General features: G+C 59.7%; 15 protein-coding genes. 1 reads left to right on the top strand and 14 read right to left on the bottom strand.

The features are described from left to right. Position 1: 1 nt before the first annotated feature. Together ACOYXJ_RS06920 and msbA are read right to left on the bottom strand one after the other, a co-directional pair. Positions 2–898, bottom strand: coding sequence for a GNAT family N-acetyltransferase (locus ACOYXJ_RS06920; RefSeq protein ID WP_186612930.1), 897 nt, complete (start codon positions 896–898; stop codon positions 2–4). Further along, a complete protein-coding gene (gene msbA, locus ACOYXJ_RS06925) occupies positions 892–2,712 on the bottom strand; it encodes a lipid A export permease/ATP-binding protein MsbA (RefSeq protein WP_016985668.1) in 1,821 nt (606 codons plus the stop codon). Before msbA ends, ACOYXJ_RS06920 begins: the two co-directional genes overlap by 7 nt. Positions 2,713–2,837: 125 nt before the next feature. Here msbA and ACOYXJ_RS06930 point away from each other — a divergent pair, with 125 nt between their 5' ends. Next, positions 2,838–3,491, top strand: a complete 654-nt coding sequence (locus ACOYXJ_RS06930; protein WP_016985667.1) for a lipopolysaccharide kinase InaA family protein — start codon at positions 2,838–2,840, stop codon at positions 3,489–3,491. Between the two features lie 3 nt (positions 3,492–3,494). Here the strand turns inward: ACOYXJ_RS06930 and ACOYXJ_RS06935 are convergent, their stop codons facing one another. The 12 genes from ACOYXJ_RS06935 to glnE all read right to left on the bottom strand — a co-directional run bounded on the left by ACOYXJ_RS06935 (position 3,495) and on the right by glnE (position 18,506). After that, the gene (locus tag ACOYXJ_RS06935; RefSeq protein WP_258014095.1) at positions 3,495–4,934 is read right to left on the bottom strand and encodes a hypothetical protein; all 1,440 of its coding nucleotides are present in this window, start codon (positions 4,932–4,934) and stop codon (positions 3,495–3,497) included. Positions 4,935–5,010: 76 nt separating this feature from the next. Further along, positions 5,011–5,919, bottom strand: coding sequence for a glycosyltransferase family 2 protein (locus tag ACOYXJ_RS06940; RefSeq protein ID WP_180698152.1), 909 nt, complete (start codon positions 5,917–5,919; stop codon positions 5,011–5,013). Then, positions 5,912–7,666 (bottom strand): carbamoyltransferase family protein, encoded by a 1,755-nt coding sequence (locus tag ACOYXJ_RS06945; protein ID WP_038360245.1) that lies wholly within the window; start codon positions 7,664–7,666, stop codon positions 5,912–5,914. The genes ACOYXJ_RS06940 and ACOYXJ_RS06945 overlap by 8 nt, the downstream gene beginning before the upstream one ends. 171 nt (positions 7,667–7,837) lie before the next feature. Next, positions 7,838–8,152: a YceK/YidQ family lipoprotein gene (locus tag ACOYXJ_RS06950; protein WP_176470086.1), complete on the bottom strand. Its 315-nt coding sequence runs from the start codon at positions 8,150–8,152 to the stop codon at positions 7,838–7,840. Between the two features lie 145 nt (positions 8,153–8,297). Further along, positions 8,298–9,749, bottom strand: a complete 1,452-nt coding sequence (locus tag ACOYXJ_RS06955; protein ID WP_150794085.1) for a lipopolysaccharide kinase InaA family protein — start codon at positions 9,747–9,749, stop codon at positions 8,298–8,300. Next, positions 9,749–10,501 carry a lipopolysaccharide kinase InaA family protein gene (locus tag ACOYXJ_RS06960; protein WP_095120671.1) on the bottom strand — a complete coding sequence of 251 codons (753 nt, stop codon included), beginning with the start codon at positions 10,499–10,501 and terminating at the stop codon, positions 9,749–9,751. The genes ACOYXJ_RS06955 and ACOYXJ_RS06960 overlap by 1 nt, the downstream gene beginning before the upstream one ends. Beyond that, on the bottom strand, positions 10,498–11,232 hold the full coding sequence (locus ACOYXJ_RS06965) for a lipopolysaccharide kinase InaA family protein (RefSeq protein WP_460368636.1): 735 nt from the start codon (positions 11,230–11,232) through the stop codon (positions 10,498–10,500). Before ACOYXJ_RS06965 ends, ACOYXJ_RS06960 begins: the two co-directional genes overlap by 4 nt. Continuing rightward, positions 11,232–12,038: a lipopolysaccharide core heptose(I) kinase RfaP gene (gene rfaP / locus ACOYXJ_RS06970; RefSeq protein WP_102899477.1), complete on the bottom strand. Its 807-nt coding sequence runs from the start codon at positions 12,036–12,038 to the stop codon at positions 11,232–11,234. The genes ACOYXJ_RS06965 and rfaP overlap by 1 nt, the downstream gene beginning before the upstream one ends. After that, on the bottom strand, positions 12,038–13,159 hold the full coding sequence (locus ACOYXJ_RS06975) for a glycosyltransferase family 4 protein (protein WP_150794087.1): 1,122 nt from the start codon (positions 13,157–13,159) through the stop codon (positions 12,038–12,040). Before ACOYXJ_RS06975 ends, rfaP begins: the two co-directional genes overlap by 1 nt. After that, a complete protein-coding gene (gene waaC / locus ACOYXJ_RS06980) occupies positions 13,159–14,220 on the bottom strand; it encodes a lipopolysaccharide heptosyltransferase I (protein WP_123448344.1) in 1,062 nt (353 codons plus the stop codon). Before waaC ends, ACOYXJ_RS06975 begins: the two co-directional genes overlap by 1 nt. 1 nt (position 14,221) lies before the next feature. Then, the gene (gene waaF / locus ACOYXJ_RS06985; protein WP_150794088.1) at positions 14,222–15,256 is read right to left on the bottom strand and encodes a lipopolysaccharide heptosyltransferase II; all 1,035 of its coding nucleotides are present in this window, start codon (positions 15,254–15,256) and stop codon (positions 14,222–14,224) included. A gap of 310 nt (positions 15,257–15,566) precedes the next feature. Next, entirely contained in the window at positions 15,567–18,506 is a 2,940-nt protein-coding gene (gene glnE / locus ACOYXJ_RS06990) for a bifunctional [glutamate--ammonia ligase]-adenylyl-L-tyrosine phosphorylase/[glutamate--ammonia-ligase] adenylyltransferase (protein ID WP_460368639.1), read from the bottom strand. Positions 18,507–18,851 lie beyond the last annotated feature (345 nt).

The raw sequence follows: 18,851 nt of genomic DNA on the forward strand, positions 1-18,851 counted from the left end.
TTCAGACCTTGTAGACCGGCACCGTGTGGCACCAGCGATCCTTGTACTCACGGTCGGCACGACCGAATGAATAGCGCAGCGGCTTGCCCAGCGCTTGCGCGTGCGCCCAGGCCTCTTGGGTGTTGACGAAACTCAGCACACTGCCGGGACTGAACTCGCGGCTCTGCGGGTCGACGCCACCGTTGATGTACTCCAGCGAAACCCATTGCGGGGCCTCGACGCGGTACAGCACTTGGATGGCCACCGGTGCCGAATCGAGCATCGCCACGGAACCGGTCATGAACTCGCGCAGCAAGGTAAAGACCTCAACCAGCCCGGCCTTGCCCGGCACCTCGAAGCCCCAGCGGCGCTGAAACAGATCGCCGTACGCGGCGGCCTGTTCCTGCGGCGTGAAGTCGGACATCGGCACCAGCGATCCGCCCGCCTCTTCCAGCAGACGCTGCTCGCGACGCTGGTTGTAGCGGAACTTCTTCGAATACTCTTCCGGCAGCCGGGCCAGAGCCAGGCCTTCGGGCTGTGGCGACAACGTGCTGATCTGCTCGGCATTGAGCTGGGATACATAAGCCATGCGCTGGCGCACGGGGACGACGACTTCGGCAGCAATCGGCAGGATGATTTCCGCATTGCCCATGTCCAGCAAGCCACGCTTGCCCTCACGCTTGAGCACTTCCTTGGACAAGGCGACATGACGTCCCCAGCAAGGAATGGCGGCCACTACCTCATCGCCAACGACCCAGCCCAGATAACGCAGTTCGATACCTACAAACGTCGACAGTCGTTCGACCACATCAGGATGCGTTGCGAAGCTGCCACCGAAACGCTGCCAGGCCTGAGCATAGGCAGCCTGGTCGATTTCGGTCCAGCCACGTTCACGAAAGCTGCGAAACACCGTCAGCATACGTTGGTCGCGTGGGCCGGCAGAGGCTCGTCGCCCTCTTCAAACTCTTTGGCGTGCAGACGGGAGTAATAGCCATTCTGCTCCAGCAGCTGCGAGTGGGTGCCGCGCTCGACAATCCGGCCTTCATCCATGACCAGAATCAGGTCGGCTTTCTCGATAGTGCTCAAGCGGTGGGCGATCACCAGGGTCGTGCGGTTCTGCACCACATGATCCAGTGCCGCCTGAATGTGCCGCTCCGATTCGGTATCGAGGGCCGAAGTGGCCTCGTCGAGAATCAGCAGCGGAGCATCCTTGAGCAGGGCCCGGGCGATAGCAATGCGCTGGCGTTGACCGCCGGAGAGCAATACGCCGTTTTCGCCGACCAGGGTTTCGTAGCCTTGTGGCATCTTGGCGATGAACTCGTCGGCATAGGCCTCGCTGGCGGCTCGCTTGACCTCATCGAACGGCGCGCCGGCCAGATCGCCGTAAGCGATGTTGTTGGTCACCGTATCGTTGAACAGCGTGACCTGCTGGGTCACCAGAGCGATCTGGCGACGCAGGCTGTGCAAGGTAAAGTCCTGCACACGGACGCCATCGAGCAGAATCTCGCCCTGCTCATGCTGATAGAAGCGCGGAATAAGACCGGCAAGCGTCGACTTGCCGCTGCCCGAGCGTCCGACCAGCGCAACCATTTGTCCGGGTTCGACCACAAAACTGATGTCGTCGAGCACCTGTTTGTCGGTGTCCGGATACTGAAAGCTGAGGTTACGCACTTCCAGGCGGCCTTCAAGGCGATCATGCTCGACCGTGCCCTGATCCACTTCAGCCGGCTCGTCCAGTTGCTCGAAAATACTTTCGGCACCGGCCACACCCTTCTGGATGGTCGAGCTGACCTCCGAGAGCTGGCGAATAGGTTTTGGCAACAAACCGGCCATGGTGATGTAGGCAACCAGATCACCCGGAGACGCATCGCCGCGAAGGTAGAGCACCAGGAACATGACCACGGCCATGGCACTGTAGGTCACCAGTTGCAGCATCGGCGTGTAGACCGCACCGGTCTTGGTCATCGTCAGTTGCTTGTCAGTGTTGCTCTGGCTGGCCTCGCGAAAGCGCGTCTTTTCATAGTGCTCGCCACCGAAGCTGCGTACGACGCGGTAACCATGAATGGTCTCGGAGGCGACGTGCGTGACATTGCCCATCGACACCTGGATCTTTTTGCTTTGCTTGCGGAATTTGCGACTGGTGCTGTTCACCATGATGCCGATCACCGGAAGGATGGCCACCATTACCAGTGTGAGTTTCCAGTTCATCCACAACAGGGTGCAGAACAGGAAAATCACGGTCATGCCTTCACGAATGACAACTTTGATCGCGTCTGTCGCCGCGCCGGTGACCATCGTCACGTTGAAGGTGATCCGCGAAATCAGGTGACCCGAGTTGTTTTTGTCGAAGAACCGGTTAGGCAGCTCCAGTAACTTGTTGAACAGCACGACCCGCAGATCGTGCACCAGCCCCAGGGAAACCCGAGCCAGGAAGAAGTTGCCAAGGTACGAACCCACGCCCTGTAACAGCGCAATGAGCACAATCATCAGCGGCACGGTTTCAAGCAGCTGCAATTTGCCCAGATAAGGGTTGCCCGGGAACAGGCTGGCCTCAGGATTGGCCAGGCCATCGACGAAATACTTGAGGATGTAAGCGAGCATCGGTTGAGTCGATGCGAAGATCAGAAACCCGACGATGCTGAGAAGGAAGAGACCGGCATAAGGCCGCACGTAAGCCAAAAGGCGGAAATAGATCGCCAGCGTTGACTGGGCTTTCGGTTCAGGACTGCTCATGGTGATCCGCACAATTCAGTGAGGCGGGGATGATATCACACGCGTTTTTTCCCCGATAAACATGACTTCAAGCCAGCCCTTGACCAAGTCGGTTAAGATACCCCGCTAATGATGGGGAGCCCGATATGCAATCGATTGATCACAGCACTTACGAGGCACTGCGCGCCGGTGCACACGTACTGGAAGCCGACGGCTCCGGCGACAAGGTGCTCAGATTGGCCGATGGACGCATGCTCAAGCTGTTCCGGCGCAAACGCTTGCTCAGTTCGGCACTGTTCTACCCGTATGCGCAACGCTTTGCCGACAACACCCGGGCCCTCGAACAACGCGGCATCCTCTGCCCCGAAGTGATTGCGGTGTACCGTATCCCGAGCATTGAGCGCGACGGCGTGTATTACAGCCCACTGGCGGGCAATACCGTGCGCCAGTTACAAGGCACCAGTGAAGAGAGTGATTCACTGAGATTTCAACTGGGTGCGTATTTCGCTCAGTTGCACGAGAAAGGGGTGTACTTCCGGTCACTGCACTTTGGCAACGTCGTGCTGACGCCCGACAACCACCTGGGCCTGATCGATATCGCCGACCTGCGCTGCCAGAAGCGCGCACTCAGCGACAGTAAACGCCTGCGTAACTTCGCCCACTTGCTGCGCTACAAGGAAGACCGGCAATGGTTGCTTGGCCAGGACGCTGGCGATACGTTTATTGAAGGTTACCGGCAAGCGCTGCCGAGCAACCGGCAGGCCCCCCTGATCTCGCGCCTGCGCCCGTTGCTGGGCTGACCCCTAGCGGCCGATGACTACCACCGTGGCGCCTTTACGGTTGGCGAAGTGCTCGATGATGCGCAACTGGTGCGCAACCAGCCACTCATTCAGCCACGGTTCCTGCCCTTTCGCCTCGATGACGAAATAGCGGTAGTCGCCGGCATGAGCCGCCGACATGGCCTCTTCCTGGGTCAGGACTGGCATCACGTAGCCGCGGCCGGCGTAATAGCTGATCCGACCGTCCTCGAAATAAGTCGGCGCGTCCGGCTCGACATGGGTGGACACCCAACGACCCGCCTCGACGTAGTGGGTTTTGCCGGCGCCGGAGGAAATGACGTTAGACAGCATCACCAGCAAGCCGACGATCACCAGCCACTTGCCCAAACGCGGAAACTCGCGAACAAACGCCGCCAGCCCCATCGCCAGCACCGGTACGAACAGCAGATTCAAAAAGCTCAGGTAGCGCGTATTCATGAACTGTTGCTTGATGAAAAACAGCACCAGCACCACCAGATACAGCAACGCCGCCCAAGCGAAGGGGCGATAGTCACGCCAGTAAACGCCCAACACGCCCCAGTTGCGACGCAGAACGAACGGAACGGCGAAAGGCCCCATCAACTTCACGAAACTGATGGTCATGGTCGCCAGAATGCCGAAGAAAATGATCCGCCCGGCCTCGTCCTGGGAATACTTGTTGATGAGCGAATTGGCAAACTGGTCGCACAACATCTGAAATGAAGACAGCACACCATGAGGTGCGATCATGTCCAGATAAAGCATTACGCGGGCGGACAGGAGCACACCCGACACCGAGACGGCCAGTAGCCCCAGAACCGGCAACAGTGAGTACTGAAAGAATTGCACGCGCCTGGCCGACGACCACAGATTGGGCAGTTGCCACAATGCCAACGCAGGTACCAGCAACAAGGCCTCGAGTCGGAACAAGGCCGCCGCGACAATTGCCAGATGAATCAAGGCCGCACGCAGCCAGCCGCCCCGAGCCTGCCAGCGCAGCGCTAGCCACAGCGTCAGCGTGCAGAAAAACCAGAAACCGCACTCACGAATGATGTCGTTGCGAAAAGCATTGACCGCCGGCATTGCCAGCACCACCAGGCAAGCCCAACGGGTGACGTGGGGAGAACGCTGGCGGACGCAGTCCACCATCAGCGCGCTGGTGCCGGCAAAGAACAGCCCACACCAGAGATAGGCACTCAGCTCCAGAGGTAACCGCAGCACGGTATGCGTACCGGCCAGCAGAAAGGAGAACCATGGCCAATCGAAAGCTGCCCAGGCCACATTGGGCCCTTGCTCGGTAACTTGCTGCGCGATATCAATGTACAGCGCCGCATCTCGCCCGACTGTCGCAGTCCCCAGAACCGCAATCAGCGAGAGCAGGACACTGCCAGAAAATGCCAGCCAGACCGGGTATTCATCGATGATTCTGGAGACTCGAGTTGCCACTTTACTGCCCGTACCTTTCACCCAGTCACCTCATCGACACGCGTTACAAATTACGCGCCTGTTCATCACGAACCATCTACCGAAACAGTAGCCGCAAAGCTTTGCGAGTGTACGACCAACGCGAAAACGTGCGCCAGTCTGCACGCAATGCCTGAAAATAAAAGCCCTTGGCCAGAGCGTATTCGCCGTGGGAGTAACAGTCGCGAAAAAGGGACAGGCAGCGCTGCGCGAGAAATGCCTGACGCAGGTCGTGCATCTCTTGAGGCATGCGTTGACTGGAAAACACCTCACTCACGACCTGCTCCGTACCCGCAGCAAGGCTCTGGCGCAAATCATGACGCATGCTGTCGGCGTGCTTGTAGATCAGCGCCAGAGGCTTGTCCAGAACGCTGCAAGGAAAGCGCGCCAGCACTTGGGCAAACACCGGCAGATCCTCGACGTTGCGCAAGTGCTCAGGATAATTACCGGGCTGGAACACGTCCCGATGCATCGCGCAGGCGCCGTTGGATATCGACACGGTCTTGTCCAGCAGGTAGCCCTGCAAACATTGCCGGGCCGTCAACGGCAATGGCTTGACGGACTGCAAGCTGCGCCTGCCGTCGGCAAACACCGACCAGTGGGCGCCAATCACCATCCGGCTTTGCGGGTTGCTGACAATATGCTGTGAAAGCGCAGCCAGCGCGCCGGGCGCCATTTCGTCATCGGAATCGAGGAAAACCAGAAAGCGCCCGGTCGTCTCCTCCAGCCCCCGATTGCGCACGGTAGACAAACCGCCATTGCTTTTACGTAACGCACGAAAACGCCCGCCATGCTTGAGCAGAAGCGTCTCCACCACCTCAGGCGTCTCGTCCGTCGACCCATCGTCGATGACCAGCAGATCCGCCGTCGCCTCATCCAACTGCGCCAACACCGACTCCACTGCACGGGGCAGGGTTCGCGCATAGTTGTAAACCGGAATGACGACGCTGATCAGTGTTTCAGTCAAGTTCGTATCCTTTTACACCCTCTTTTACGACCAGAATATCTTCCATGATCAGGTATTCCAGATCCGAGCCGAAAAACATGTTCAGCGCGTCGGTCGGCGAGCAGATCATCGGTTCGCCACGACGGTTGAGCGAGGTGTTCAGCGATACACCATTACCGGTCAGATTTTCCAGCGCTTTCATCATGTCGTAGTAGCGCGGGTTGTATTCGCGCTTGAGCACCTGGGCGCGAGAAGTGCCATCTTCGTGGACAACTTCCGGCACGCGGGTCTTCCACTCTTCAGCCACTTCGAAGGTGAACGTCATGAACGGTGCCGGGTGATCGATCTTGATCATCTGTGGCGCGACGGTGTCGAGCATCGACGGGCAGAAAGGCCTCCAGCGCTCGCGGAACTTGATCTGGTGGTTGATCCGGTCAGCCACACCGGCCACGCTCGGGCAACCGATGATCGAACGACCACCCAGGGCACGCGGACCGAACTCCATGCGCCCCTGGAACCAGGCCACCGGATTGCCGTCGACCATGATCTTGGCGATCTCTTCAGGCATGTTGTCGAGCTTGCGCCAGGTCGGCTTGCTCTCGTGACGCGCGCAGGCGGCGATCACGTCTTCGTTGCTGTACGACGGGCCGAGGTAGACGTGCTCCATCTTCTCGACCGGTACGCCGCGGGCGTGCGAAACGTAGGCAGCGGCGCCGACCGCAGTACCGGCATCGCCGGACGCCGGCTGGACGAACAGCTCTTTGATGTCGTCGCGGGCGATGATTTTCTGGTTCAGTTTGACGTTCAACGCACAGCCACCGGCGAATGCCAGCTTGCCGGTTTCCTTGAGCACATCGCCCAGGTAATGGTCGATCATCTGCAACGCGAGTTTCTCGAACAGCGCTTGCATGCTCGCGGCGTAGTGGATGTACGGTTCGTCAGCGATATCGCCTTCGCGTTTCGGGCCCAGCCATTCGATCAGCTTCGGCGAGAAGTAGAAGCCTTTGCCCTTTTCTTTGTAGCGACGCAGGCCGATCACGTTGGCGTAGTCGGTGTTGATCACCAACTCACCGTTCTCGAACGAGGCCAGACGCGAGAAGTCGTACTTGCTGGCGTCGCCGTACGGCGCCATGCCCATGACCTTGAACTCACCGTCGAGCATCTCGAAACCGAGGAACTCGGTGATCGCACCGTACAGGCCGCCGAGGGAGTCCGGGTCGAAGAATTCCTTGATCTTGTGGATCTTGCCGTTTTCGCCATAGCCGAAAAAGGTCGTGGCGTACTCGCCCTTGCCGTCGATGCCGAGGATCGCGGTTTTCTCTTTGAAACCGGAGCAGTGGTAGGCGCTGGAGGCGTGAGCCAAGTGGTGCTCGACCGGCTCGATCTTGATCTTTTTCGGATCGAAACCCAATTGCTCCAGGCACCAGACGATCTTGTTGCGATAGCGCTTGTAGCGACGGTTACCCATCAGGATCGCATCGAGGGCGCGATCCGGCGCGTACCAGTAACGCTTGGCGTAGTGCCAGCGCGCCTTGCCGAACAGGCTGATCGGAGCAAATGGAATCGCAACCACGTCAACGTCGGACGGCTTGATGCCGGCCTGTTCAAGACAGAACTTCGCCGATTCGTAGGGCATGCGGTTCTTTGCATGCTTATCGCGTACGAAGCGCTCTTCTTCAGCCGCCGCCACCAGCTTGCCGTCGATGTACAAGGCTGCTGAAGGGTCATGGCTAAGGGCGCCGGACAGGCCAAGAATCGTCAATGCCACAGGGGTCTAGCCTCTTTAGTCTGCGTGCAGGCGCGATGCGCCTTGAAAATTGATGCGTCCTCGCACAGGGCGAGTGACAGCTAAAGGGCGGGATTATAGCGTAAACGAGAGGGGAATTACCCTGCGCGATTGCCCCAGGGTGAATGGTTTGGAGAAACCTTGCCCTGCGACTCAATAACCGCCCTTGCGCCAGTAAATACCAAGATTACCGTCGGTGACCTGACGATAAACCGTATAGGGCAGCGCTACTGTATCGAATACAGCGGACAATGGCAGGTCCAGCAGCACGAATGGCACAAGAAATCCGCTGGGATCAGGGGGCGCGTTCAATACGCAGAAGTCAAAGGCCAGACCACTGTAAATATGGGGGATGGATTGGCAGTAGGTTTTCTGCTTGCGCATGTCCCGAGCGACATCGGCATCGTCCTGCAGTACGGTCAGAACACTGCCACAGCCAACTAAAAGCCAGGAAATTGCACCCAACATTGCAACTTTTTTAATGATCAATATTTGCCCTCCAAGGTCGTTGGGCAAATTAGCATCGGGGTTGAACAGGGCACAGTTCATGGCTTCTGGAGAAGCTGTAGGACAAGTCGCTGAATCTTGTCCTCTATTGCTGTAGTGGTTTGACTCAGGCCGCGCTGGAGATCTCTTTGGGCAAACGCTGATCTATGACCTTGTACAGTGCACTGCTTTCCGGCCAGTTACGCATGAATCGCGCACGGTCACGGGCATAGGCCGGGGCGAAACTGCCGACGGATCCATGCTGACACATCGAGTCCAGATCGATCAGCGCCCAGCGATCCTGCTGCCAGAACAGATTATGCCCCTTGAAGTCGCCGTGGCTGATGCGCTCGTCAATCAATCTGACGAACAACTGATCCAGTGCCTGCAGCTCCGCTTCCGGTGCCTGGCCATTTTCAACATACGGTGCAAAGCGCTCGATGATATCCGGCCCCGACAGGAACTCGGTCACCAGATACGCACGACTGCGCAGCCACAAGAAGCGCTTTTCCAGCACCGCCAGCGGCTTGGGCGTGGCGATCCCGAGGAACGCCAGGCGGTTGCCTTCGCGCCACGAATGCCACGCCCGACTCGGCCGCCAGAAACGCTTGAGCCAATGCGCAAAGCCCTTGATGTTGTAGCGCTTGATCACCAGCGTGCGCGCACCGGCCTGAACCTTGCCGACGCTCGCCGCACCACCGGTCTTGTACAAATGGCCCTGATCGAGCAACGCATCGGCCTGCTCCAGAACCGGCAACATGGCTGATTCTTCTTCACGACGAATCGCGCGCAGAGCGAACGCTCCACGCTGCACACTGAACAGCGTGCATTCGCGACCGACCTTGATCAGGAAGTCTTTCAAACGCCAGCGACGCACTTTGTCGATCTGTTTCTGCAAGGCTTCCAGCGGCAACGCGTGCTCGCTATTGCTCAACAGGTAATACACCAGCAGTTCTTCGGTAAAGGGTTCCAGCGCCTTGGGCAATTGGGCGAAAAACACCCCGAGATTTTCCAGGACTTTTTGTCGCGATAGCGGCTGCCCGGCGGTTTCTGCGCAGATCCCGGCACCGTCGATCAAGTACAACTGGCCGCCATGACGCAGCAGATTGTCCAGATGCAGGTCTTCCTGCCAGAGCCCTTTACCGTGCAACTGGCCAATGGCACCCAGCGCCTCGGCCAACACCGCCGATTGTTCATCGGCCAGCACCGGCAGCGACTCGACTTTCGCCCAGGCATCGCCAAGGCTTTCGGCCCCCTCAAGGAAGTCGAACAGCAGCCAGCCACCTTCGCCATTCTGCAAGCCATCGGCCAGCAGCAGCGGCGTCGTCATACCTTGCGCCGCCAGCAGGCGCACGCCTTCCAACTCGCGCTGAAAATGCCGGGCAGCCTTGCCGCCCACCAGCAATTTGGCCAGCACCGGACGCCCGCGCCAGACACCGGCGCCAACGTAACGCTGCCCCGGCAGGACTCGCAGCAGGCTCAGCAATTGCAGATCCGCACTGCCAGCGGCATCGGCCAGAGTCACGGTCAGCGGCAGTTGCGGGGCTCGCCCGACACCGGCCAGCTCGGACAATTGCATCAGCGGGTCTCCTTGTGACTGCGGCGCGCGGTCAGCCGGGCAAGCCAGCTGTCGAGCAGCGAGCTATCGGCGGGCTGATCGAGATAAGCCGCGAGCAATTCACGCAGTTGCGCCTCGTTCCACTCCGGCGCGCGGCGTTGCAGCGGCTCCAGATCCTTGATCCGGTCACGCATGCCGAACAACAAAGGCCGGGTCTTTTCCAGGTCGATCAATTGCGCCTGATACCCGTCACCGGTGGCCCGCAGAAAAATATGCTTGGGGTAGAAGCAGCCGTGCACCTGACGCACACCGTGCAGATGCCGCGCCAGCAATCCGCAGGCCTTGAGGATCGCCGAATGCTGTGCGGCACTGAGTTGCGACCAGCGTTGCAACAGCGATTCCAGATCACTCCAGCCGTCCAGCGCCCGGGTCAGCAGGATCGCGCGGACTTCGCCATCAACCTTGCGCTCACCGAAAAACGCCGCTTGCAGCGCCGGAATACCGAGCTTGCGATAGCGACTGATATTGCGAAACTCACGGGCAAAGCTTGGCTCGCCGAAAGGTGCGTGCAAGGTCCGCGTCAGGTAGTTGCTCTGGCGCTTGAGGTAATAACCCTGCCCTTCCAGGTCCAGACGGAAGACACTGCTCCAACCGCCACGGGCGGTATTGGGTTCGTCCACAGCCTCAAGCTGTTTCGTCCAAAGCGCATCAAAAGTGCCGAGACCATGGCGCTCAAGCAGCGCACGGTCCTCAGCAGCGAGAAAATCAGTCATTCGCGTCCCTCGAAAAATCTCACCACGTGCCGAATCCGTTTCTTGTCGGCGCTATCAAGCCGATCGCACTGGCGGTATTGCTTATAGAAGCGCAGGCGTTGGGTATTGGACAGGTGGTATTTGGCGAGTTTATCGAGACAGGCCAGATCCTTGGTGATCCGATACTTGAGCCAGAAGCCGCGCCAGAACTCGCCGTTAGGGCAATCGATCAGAAATATCCGCGCCTGATCATCGATCAACAGGTTGCGCCATTTCAGATCGTTATGGGTAAATCGGTGATCATGCATCGTCCGGGTATAACCGGCCAGTTGCCGGCTGACGTCGTCAACCCAGGCGCGATCCTTGAGCTTCGGATCCTTGCGCTCGGCGAGCGCCGAAAGGTCTTCGGTGTTGGGCAATTCGCGCGTGATCATGGCACCGCGATCATAGGCCGCGCCACGTCGCTCCAGGCCCCAGGCCACCACTTCAGCAGTGGGAATGCCCCACTTGGCAAAGCGCTTGAGGTTCTGCCATTCCATCTTCACCCGCGGCTTGCCGAGGTAACGGCGCAAGCCTTTACCGGCGCCGACATAGCGTTTGACGTAATAGTTGACGCCGTTGCGCTGCACGCGAATCACTTCCGACAGCGGGTCGCGGGTCAGGCGTTCGCCCTGCAACGCAAATACCGCTTCGAGGCTGCCGAAGTCTTCGGTGAGCTCACTGTATTGCGGCTCAAGAGTCCAACCCGCCATCAGAGCGCATCCCCGTAACGCTGCTTGCGTGCGTAGAGCTTGTTGGCTTTGCCTTCGAGCCAGTTCAGCAGCGGCGCTTCTTCCGCCAGGATCTGGCGCAGCGGCTGCTGGAAATAGCCTTTGAGAAAGCGCAGCTTGTCGCGGCGGGTCAGGCCGATGTCCAGCGCGGAGAAATACAGCGCCGCCAGATCCTTGTTGCGCCAGCGCTGAGTGATCTTCGCGCGGGTCTGGGCACGGTGCAGGTCGATCACCGAGAGTTTGAAATCTTCCGGCGTCACCGGTTTATCAGTGTGCAACAGGAAGTGGCAGATGTAGCAGTCGCGGTGATTGACGCCGGCGCGGTGCATCATGCCGGTCATTCGCGCGACTTCAGCGATCAGCGCACGCTTGAGTTTTGGCTCCGGCGGCTGCTTGACCCAGTCGATGCTGAAATCTTCCAGGCTGATGGTCGGCGCCAGTTCTTCAGTGACGATGAACGAGTGCTGATCCGCCGGATTGCTGCCCTTCTCGCCGTACGCAACAGCGGTCATGGTCGGCACGCCGACTTCCTGCAGACGCTGGATAGCCTTCCACTCCTGGCCTGCGCCGAGTACCGGCAGCTTGGCGGTCAGCAGGTTCTTGAAGATCTCGCCCCAGCCGATGCCACGGTGGATCTTGACGAAAAATCCGTTACCGTCGACTTCCGTGCGCAGTGTCCGGCGTGCTTCCAGCTCGCGGTATACCTCGCCCTGCAAGCCTTCGACCTCGGCGAAAGGATCGCGTCCGGCCCAAAGGCTTTTGAACGGTTCAGCCAGCATCAACTTCATTAAGCGTGCTCCGCCAGAATCACATCAGCCGCGTGCTGCGGCATGCTGTAGAGGTCGGCCGTCTCGGCGAAGGCCAGACCATTGCGGCTCCAGGCCGCGCGTGCAGCGTCATCATTCAACATTTCAGTCAGGTATTGCGTCAGCTGCGCCTGATCAAACGGCTCGTCCAGCACTCGCCCGGCATCGGCCTCGGCGATGTAATGGGCGTAACCGCAGACCGCGCTGACCAGCACCGGCAAACCGGCGACCAGCGCTTCCAGCAACACCGTACCGGTGTTTTCGTTGTACGCCGGATGGATCAACAGGTCGGCGCCGAGCAGGAAACGCGGGATATCGCTGCGCCCTTTCAGGAACGTGACGTTATCGCCCAGACCCAAAGTGGCGCTCTGCATCTGGAATAATTTGGGGTCATCCTGGCCGATTACAAACAGCCGGGTACGCTTTCTCAATTCAGCGGGCAATCCGGCCAGCGCTTTCAGGCTGCGATCGACGCCCTTGGTCTTGAAGCCAGAACCGATCTGCACCAGCAGCAGTTCGTCGTCCTTGAGATTGAATTCGGCGCGGAAACCGGCGCGAATTTCGTCGGCATCCGCCGGACGGCGACGATCCTGAGCGATGCCCGGCGGCAGCAGGTGGAAGCGTTCAAGCGGCGTGTCGTAATGCTTGATGAACAGCGGCTGCTGCACTTCGGAAATCATCAGCACTTCGGTCTTTGCGTCTTTGGCAAACACCGCGCGCTCGTACTCGGCGAAGTGACGATAACGGCCCCAGCGACGGTACAGCGAATTGCGCAGGTTCTGCGCCTTGTCTTCGAAGCAGCCGTCGGCGGCGTAGTAAACGTCCAGCCCCGGCATCTTGTTGAAACCGATCAGGCGATCGACCGGACGCTTGGCCAAGTCCGCTGCCATCCACGCGCTGAGTTTTTCATTGCGACGGTGATTGAAGAACGCCTTGACCGGTGCCACCAGCACTTCGAAACCGGGCGGCACGTCGCCTTCCCAGATCAGTGTGTAGACGCGAATCTGGTGCCCGCGTTTCTGGCATTCGAGGGCGATGCGCATGAAGTCGCGCTGCAAACCACCGAACGGGAAATATTTGTACAGGACGAATGCCAATTGCATCAGCGCAGCTCCTCAGCCATTAACAACGTGCTCAGTCGGCTGGCGACACGCTCGGGGTTCAGACGCGTGAAGCACAGCGGCTGCTCACGCTTCAGGTCAAACTGACGGGCATCCTGCGCGGTCGGTTGATAGGTACATTTCTTTTGCAGGCACGGCGCGCACGGGAAGTCGCTGGCCAGGTGAATCTGCAATTTGCCGTAAGCGCCGGTCAGGCCCGGGTTGGTCGGGCCGAACAGCGAGATGGTCGGCACATCCAGCGCCGCCGCCAAGTGGCCGAGACCGGTGTCCACCGCGACGCAGGCTTGCGCACCTGCGAGAACTTTACCGACGCCGGCCAGATTGAGTTTTGGCAGCACTTCGGCGTGTTTGAAGCCGGCAGCGATGCGCTCGGCACGGGCCTTTTCCTGCGGGTTGCCCCACGGCAGCTTGACGCCGACGCCGAGATAACCGACGCGTTCTGTCAGTTCGCGCCAGTAGGCTTCCGGCCAGTGTTTGGTGTCCCAGGTGGTGCCGTGGAGGAACACCACAAAGGCGTTTTTGCGCGGCAACTCGACCAGACGCTCGACGTTCAGACCGTAGTCGCCCAAGCCTTTGGGCAAGTCGTAACCGAGGGCGATGGCGAACAACTGCCGCACCCGCTCGACGGCGTGCTGACCACGGGCCACAGCCAGTTTGCGATCATAGAAACGCGAAGCCATCGGCTCGCGGGCCGAACCTTTGTCGAGTCCGGCCACCGGCGCTTTGACATAACGGGTCAGCCAGGCACTTTTCAGCAGACCCTGAGCGTCGATGACCAAATCGTATTTGTTGGCGCGCACGCTTTGCTTGAAGCGTTTCCATTCGCCACTGGTGATGGTTTTCCAGATGTTTTTGCGCCAGCGGCGGATCGCCACCGGAATCACCTTGCCCACGGCCGGGTGCCAGGTCGGGATCTCGGCGAAGCCTTCTTCCACGACCCAGTCGAATTTGATCCCGGGAATGGCCCGGGCGGCGTCGGTCAGCGCCGGCAACGCATGAATCACGTCGCCCAGCGATGAAGTCTTGATCAGCAATACCCGCAACTTAATGAACCTCGACCACAGAGCCCTGCAATTTCTGCAAGGCATCGTTGACGGCGTCCGGCATCAGCTGGCGCAGGCAGTTGTAATGGCCGAAACGGCAGGTACGGTCGAAGCACGGGCTGCAATCGAGGCCCAGACGGACCACTTCAACGTGCTCGGCCAGCGGCGGAGTGAAACCCGGCGAGGTCGAGCCGTAGACGGCGACCAATGGACGGTTCAGCGCAGCGGCAACGTGCATCAGGCCGGAGTCGTTGGAGACCACCGCGTCAGCGCAGGACATCAGGTCGATGGCCTCGGCCAGCGAGGTGCCGCCGCTGAGGTTGACCGATTCTTCACGCAGGCCCGGGATCAACCGCGCGCGGATGTCTTCGCCGACCGCATGATCGTTTTTCGAACCGAATAGCCACACCTGCCAGCCTTCGCGAATACGTGCTTCGGCGACTTTGGCGTAATGCTCGGACGGCCAGCGTTTGGACTCGCCGAATTCGGCGCCGGGGCACAGGGCCAACACCGGGCGATCGAGGCTCAGGCCGAACTTGGCCAGCGCCGCTTCGCGGGTGACCGGATCGATTTGCAGGCTCGGGCGCGGATACGGCTTCGGCAGTTCGGCGTTCGCTTCAAAGGCCAACGCCATGAAACGCTCGATCATCAGCGGATAGCGTTCTTTGTCGAGAGTGCGCACATCATTGAGCAAGCCGTAGCGGAATTCGCCGCGCCAGCCGGTGCGTTTCGGGATGCCAGCGAAAAACGGCACCAGCGCCGACTTCAGCGAGTTGGGCAGCAGGATCGCCTGATCGTACTGACCGCGCAGGGATTTGCCGATGCGCCGACGCGTTGCCAGTTCCAGCGCGCCGTGGCCGAGCGGGAAGCTCAAGGCCTTGCGCACTTCAGGCATGCGCTCAAGGATCGGCCGGCTCCACTCGGGGGCCAGCACGTCGATTTCGCATTGCGGGTGGCGCTGTTTGAGACACTGAAACAGTGTCTGCGCCATCACCATGTCACCGACCCAACTGGGCCCAACGATCAAAATATTCATGTGGTTTCCAAAAACGAACCGGGGAGGCATTTACGCCTCCCCGCCTCGAGAATCACTGAGGGAGCGGCGCTGCTTGCGATGGGTCATTACCTTCAACATAACTGTCGACTGTCACTCCGCTATCGCGAGCAGGCTCGCTCCCACATGGTTTTGCATCTGTTCACATATCTGCGACTCACCGCAGATCCATTGTAGGAGTGAGCCTGCTCGCGATGGGGTCGTTACATTCAACATTGATGTCGTCTGATACTCCGCTATCGCGAGCAGGCTCACTCCTACAGGGTTTTGCATTCATTCATACAACTGCGGATCAGCTTAGCCCCATCTCTTTCCATATCCGCAAAACCTGTCGCCGCTCTTCGGCAAACTGGTCGCCCGATATCACCCCGGCGTCTTTCTGCAAGGCCTGCCGGTGGGCGGCGGAGCGGTAGGCTTTATAGGCCTCACGCAGCAGACTGGCATCTTCGGCAGGCATCAGCCCTTCGTGTTCCAGCTCTTCCAGAATGCGGATGTTATCGGTCCAGCGCAGCAATGGCGGGTGGCTTCGCGACCACGCCAGAGCCGCGTATTGCACCATAAATTCAATATCGACGATACCACCGGCGTCCTGCTTGAGGTCGAACGCCGCCGTGGCGTCGAAGGCATTTGCCGCTGTACCGGCTGCGGTGCTCTTGGTGCCAAGGTTATCGCGCATCTTCGCGCGCATTTCGCTGACTTCCTGTTGCAACTTCGCCAGATCGCGCGCCTTGCCCAGCATTTGGGCACGGACTTTCTCGAACGCCTGACCGACATCTTGACTGCCAACCAGCACTCGCGCCCGCACCAAAGCCTGATGCTCCCACGTCCAGGCTTCATTTTCCTGATAGCGGGCAAACGCGCCGAGCGAACTGACTAACAGCCCTGAAGCACCGGATGGGCGCAGACGCATGTCCACTTCATAGAGCTGGCCGGAGTTGGTCTGCGCCGTCAGCAGGTGAATGATCCGCTGCCCGAGCCGCGTGAAGAACTGCGCGCCATCGATCGACTTCGGTCCGTCGGTTTCCGCCTGCGGATCGCCGTCATGGATAAACACCAGATCCAGATCCGAACCATGCCCCAGCTCCAGACCACCGACCTTGCCATAACCGACAATGATAAAGCCGGGATCGCACAAGGTGCCGTCGGTGCGCAGCGGCGTACCGTACTTGGCCACGGTCTGGCGCCAGGCCAGGGCCAGCACTTGCTCGAGAATCGCCTCGGCCAGCCAGGTCAGGTAATCGCTGACTTTCATCAACGGCAGGCTGCCGGCAATTTCCGAGGCGGCGACACGCAAGCGGTGCGCCAGTTTGAAATGGCGCAGGGCTTCCATTTGTTGTTCGAGATCGTCTTCGGGAATCCGCGTCAGCCGCTCGCGCAATTCGGCGGCCAGTTCCGGCGCCAGCGGCGGCTTGAACAGGCGACCTTCGTTAAGCAATTCGTCGAGCAGCAGCGGGAAGCGCGTGATCTGCTCGGCAATCCACGGGCTCGCCGCGCACAGCGTCAGCAAGCGGCGCAGGGCGCCGGGATTTTCCGTCAGCAAGACCAGATACGCCGAACGCCGGGCGACCGCTTCAACCAGCGGCAGTACCCGCTCGAGCACCAGATCGGGATTGTTGTGCTCCACCGCCTGGGCAAGCAGACGCGGAATAAAGGCATCGAGACGCTCACGCCCCAGACGCTGCATCGCACGCAATTGCGGGCTGCCGCGCAAACCGGCCAGTGCTTTCAGGGCTTTGCTCGCATCGGCAAAACCGCCCTCCTGCAACTGACGGCACGCCGCTTCTTCGTCCTGCGCCTCTTCCCACAACGGCAGCCATTCACCGCCGACCACCACTTCACTTTCGGCGCCTTCATCCTCGTCGGGATCGGCAATCACCTGGGCGAAGTGCCAGGCCACGCGCCCGCGCCAGAACATCAGTTTTTCGTGGAAGGCTTCCCAGTCGGGGAAACCGAGCATGAAGGCAATACGCGCCTGATCCTGCGCACCATCCGGCAGCATCTGGGTCTGACGGTCGGCGATCGCCTGAATCGCGTGTTCGGTGTAACGCAGAAACTCGTAGCCCTCGCGCAACTCGCTGATCACCGCCGGCGGCAGGTAGCCCTGCCCTTCCAGCGTGCTCAACACCTTTAATAGAGGACGCTGCTGCAGGCTCAGATCGCGGCCACCGTGGATCAACTGAAAGGCCTGAGCGATGAACTCGACCTCACGGATGCCACCGGAGCCCAGCTTGATATTCTCGGCCATGCCCTTGCGCCGCACTTCCTGCTGGATCAACTGCTTCATGGTGCGCAGTGCTTCGATCGCCGAGAAATCCAGATAACGCCGATAAACGAACGGCCGCAGCATGTCGAGCAACTGCGCGCCCGCAACCTGATCGCCGGCCACCACCCGCGCCTTGATCATCGCGTAGCGTTCCCAGTCGCGACCCTGATCCTGGTAATACTGCTCCAACGCATTGAAGCTCAGCACCAGCGCGCCGGACGAACCATACGGGCGCAGGCGCATGTCGACACGGAATACAAAACCGTCGACGGTCATCGGGTCCAGCGCCTTGATCAGGCGCTGACCGAGACGAATAAAGAATTCCTGATTATCCAGCGAGCGCTTCACGCCGACGGTCTCGCCGCCCTCGGGGTAGGCGAAGATCAGATCGATATCCGAAGACAGGTTCAACTCGACGGCGCCGAGCTTGCCCATGCCGAGGATGACCATTTGCTGCGGCTCACCGCTGCGGCGGCCGGTCGGCGTACCGAATTGTTCGCAATGGCGGCTGTACAACCATTGATAAGCCTGGTCGATAGTCGCGTCGGCCATATCCGAGAGATCGCGGCAGGTCTGCACCAGATCGGCCTGACGGGTGAGATCGCGCCAGATGATCCGCACTTGATGGCGAGCGCGCTGGCGGCGCAAGGCGCGGCCGAGTTCATCTTCGGTTTGCGCGGCGTTCACTGCCGCAGCAATCTGCGCACACAATTCACCCGGCGCGAAGGCCCGGTCGAGTTCGCCGGACTGCACCAGCGTGAGCAACATCAAAGGGTCACGAACGCTCTGTTCAATGACGAATTCGCTGGCGGCGGTGACGCGGGCGAACTGCGCCCAGCGCTCTGGCGTCCAGTTCGCCAGGCCGTGATCGTCTTCCAGCGCGGCGACGGCCGTACGGAACGACTGCCCGGATCGAGTGACCAACGGCAGGAGAATGGCGGGCAGTTCGGCAAGCACGGGCAGGGTCATGGTCTATCCTTGATCGGCGTGCAAATGGCCGCTTGTAGTGATTGGTGAAAACCCGCTACCCGGAGGACTGTCGAACAAAAGTTAGAAATAGCTGAAATTTCTTTCTCTTTGGCAGCGAACATCAAAGTTTCACCTTTTTCGGATGGCAAAAGACCAACCTTAACGATTATTCTCACAACGCAGCCGGAGGCCACAAGCCATTCTTCTGTAGTTTTACTACTCGTCTATACATTCGAAAGGCTGAAATGCCGGAAGATTTGTAGTAAAACTACACGCCGCCGGAACAACCTATCGGCAATCCAAGAATTTTAAATCGTCTGCCCACAAGGCCAGTCGCAAACTCAG

This window comes from Pseudomonas sp. Tul2A7 (assembly GCF_054790505.1).

What these genes read in the sequence shown, in the direction of transcription:
- ACOYXJ_RS06920 (WP_186612930.1), bottom strand. Translation starts at nt 898, where the DNA reads ATGCTGACGGTGTTTCGCAGCTTTCGTGAACGTGGCTGGACCGAAATC.
- msbA (WP_016985668.1), bottom strand. Translation starts at nt 2,712, where the DNA reads ATGAGCAGTCCTGAACCGAAAGCCCAGTCAACGCTGGCGATCTATTTC.
- ACOYXJ_RS06930 (WP_016985667.1), top strand. Translation starts at nt 2,838, where the DNA reads ATGCAATCGATTGATCACAGCACTTACGAGGCACTGCGCGCCGGTGCA.
- ACOYXJ_RS06950 (WP_176470086.1), bottom strand. Translation starts at nt 8,152, where the DNA reads ATGTTGGGTGCAATTTCCTGGCTTTTAGTTGGCTGTGGCAGTGTTCTG.
- ACOYXJ_RS06955 (WP_150794085.1), bottom strand. Translation starts at nt 9,749, where the DNA reads ATGCAATTGTCCGAGCTGGCCGGTGTCGGGCGAGCCCCGCAACTGCCG.
- ACOYXJ_RS06960 (WP_095120671.1), bottom strand. Translation starts at nt 10,501, where the DNA reads ATGACTGATTTTCTCGCTGCTGAGGACCGTGCGCTGCTTGAGCGCCAT.
- ACOYXJ_RS06965 (WP_460368636.1), bottom strand. Translation starts at nt 11,232, where the DNA reads ATGGCGGGTTGGACTCTTGAGCCGCAATACAGTGAGCTCACCGAAGAC.
- rfaP (WP_102899477.1), bottom strand. Translation starts at nt 12,038, where the DNA reads ATGAAGTTGATGCTGGCTGAACCGTTCAAAAGCCTTTGGGCCGGACGC.
- ACOYXJ_RS06975 (WP_150794087.1), bottom strand. Translation starts at nt 13,159, where the DNA reads ATGCAATTGGCATTCGTCCTGTACAAATATTTCCCGTTCGGTGGTTTG.
- waaF (WP_150794088.1), bottom strand. Translation starts at nt 15,256, where the DNA reads ATGAATATTTTGATCGTTGGGCCCAGTTGGGTCGGTGACATGGTGATG.
- glnE (WP_460368639.1), bottom strand. Translation starts at nt 18,506, where the DNA reads ATGACCCTGCCCGTGCTTGCCGAACTGCCCGCCATTCTCCTGCCGTTG.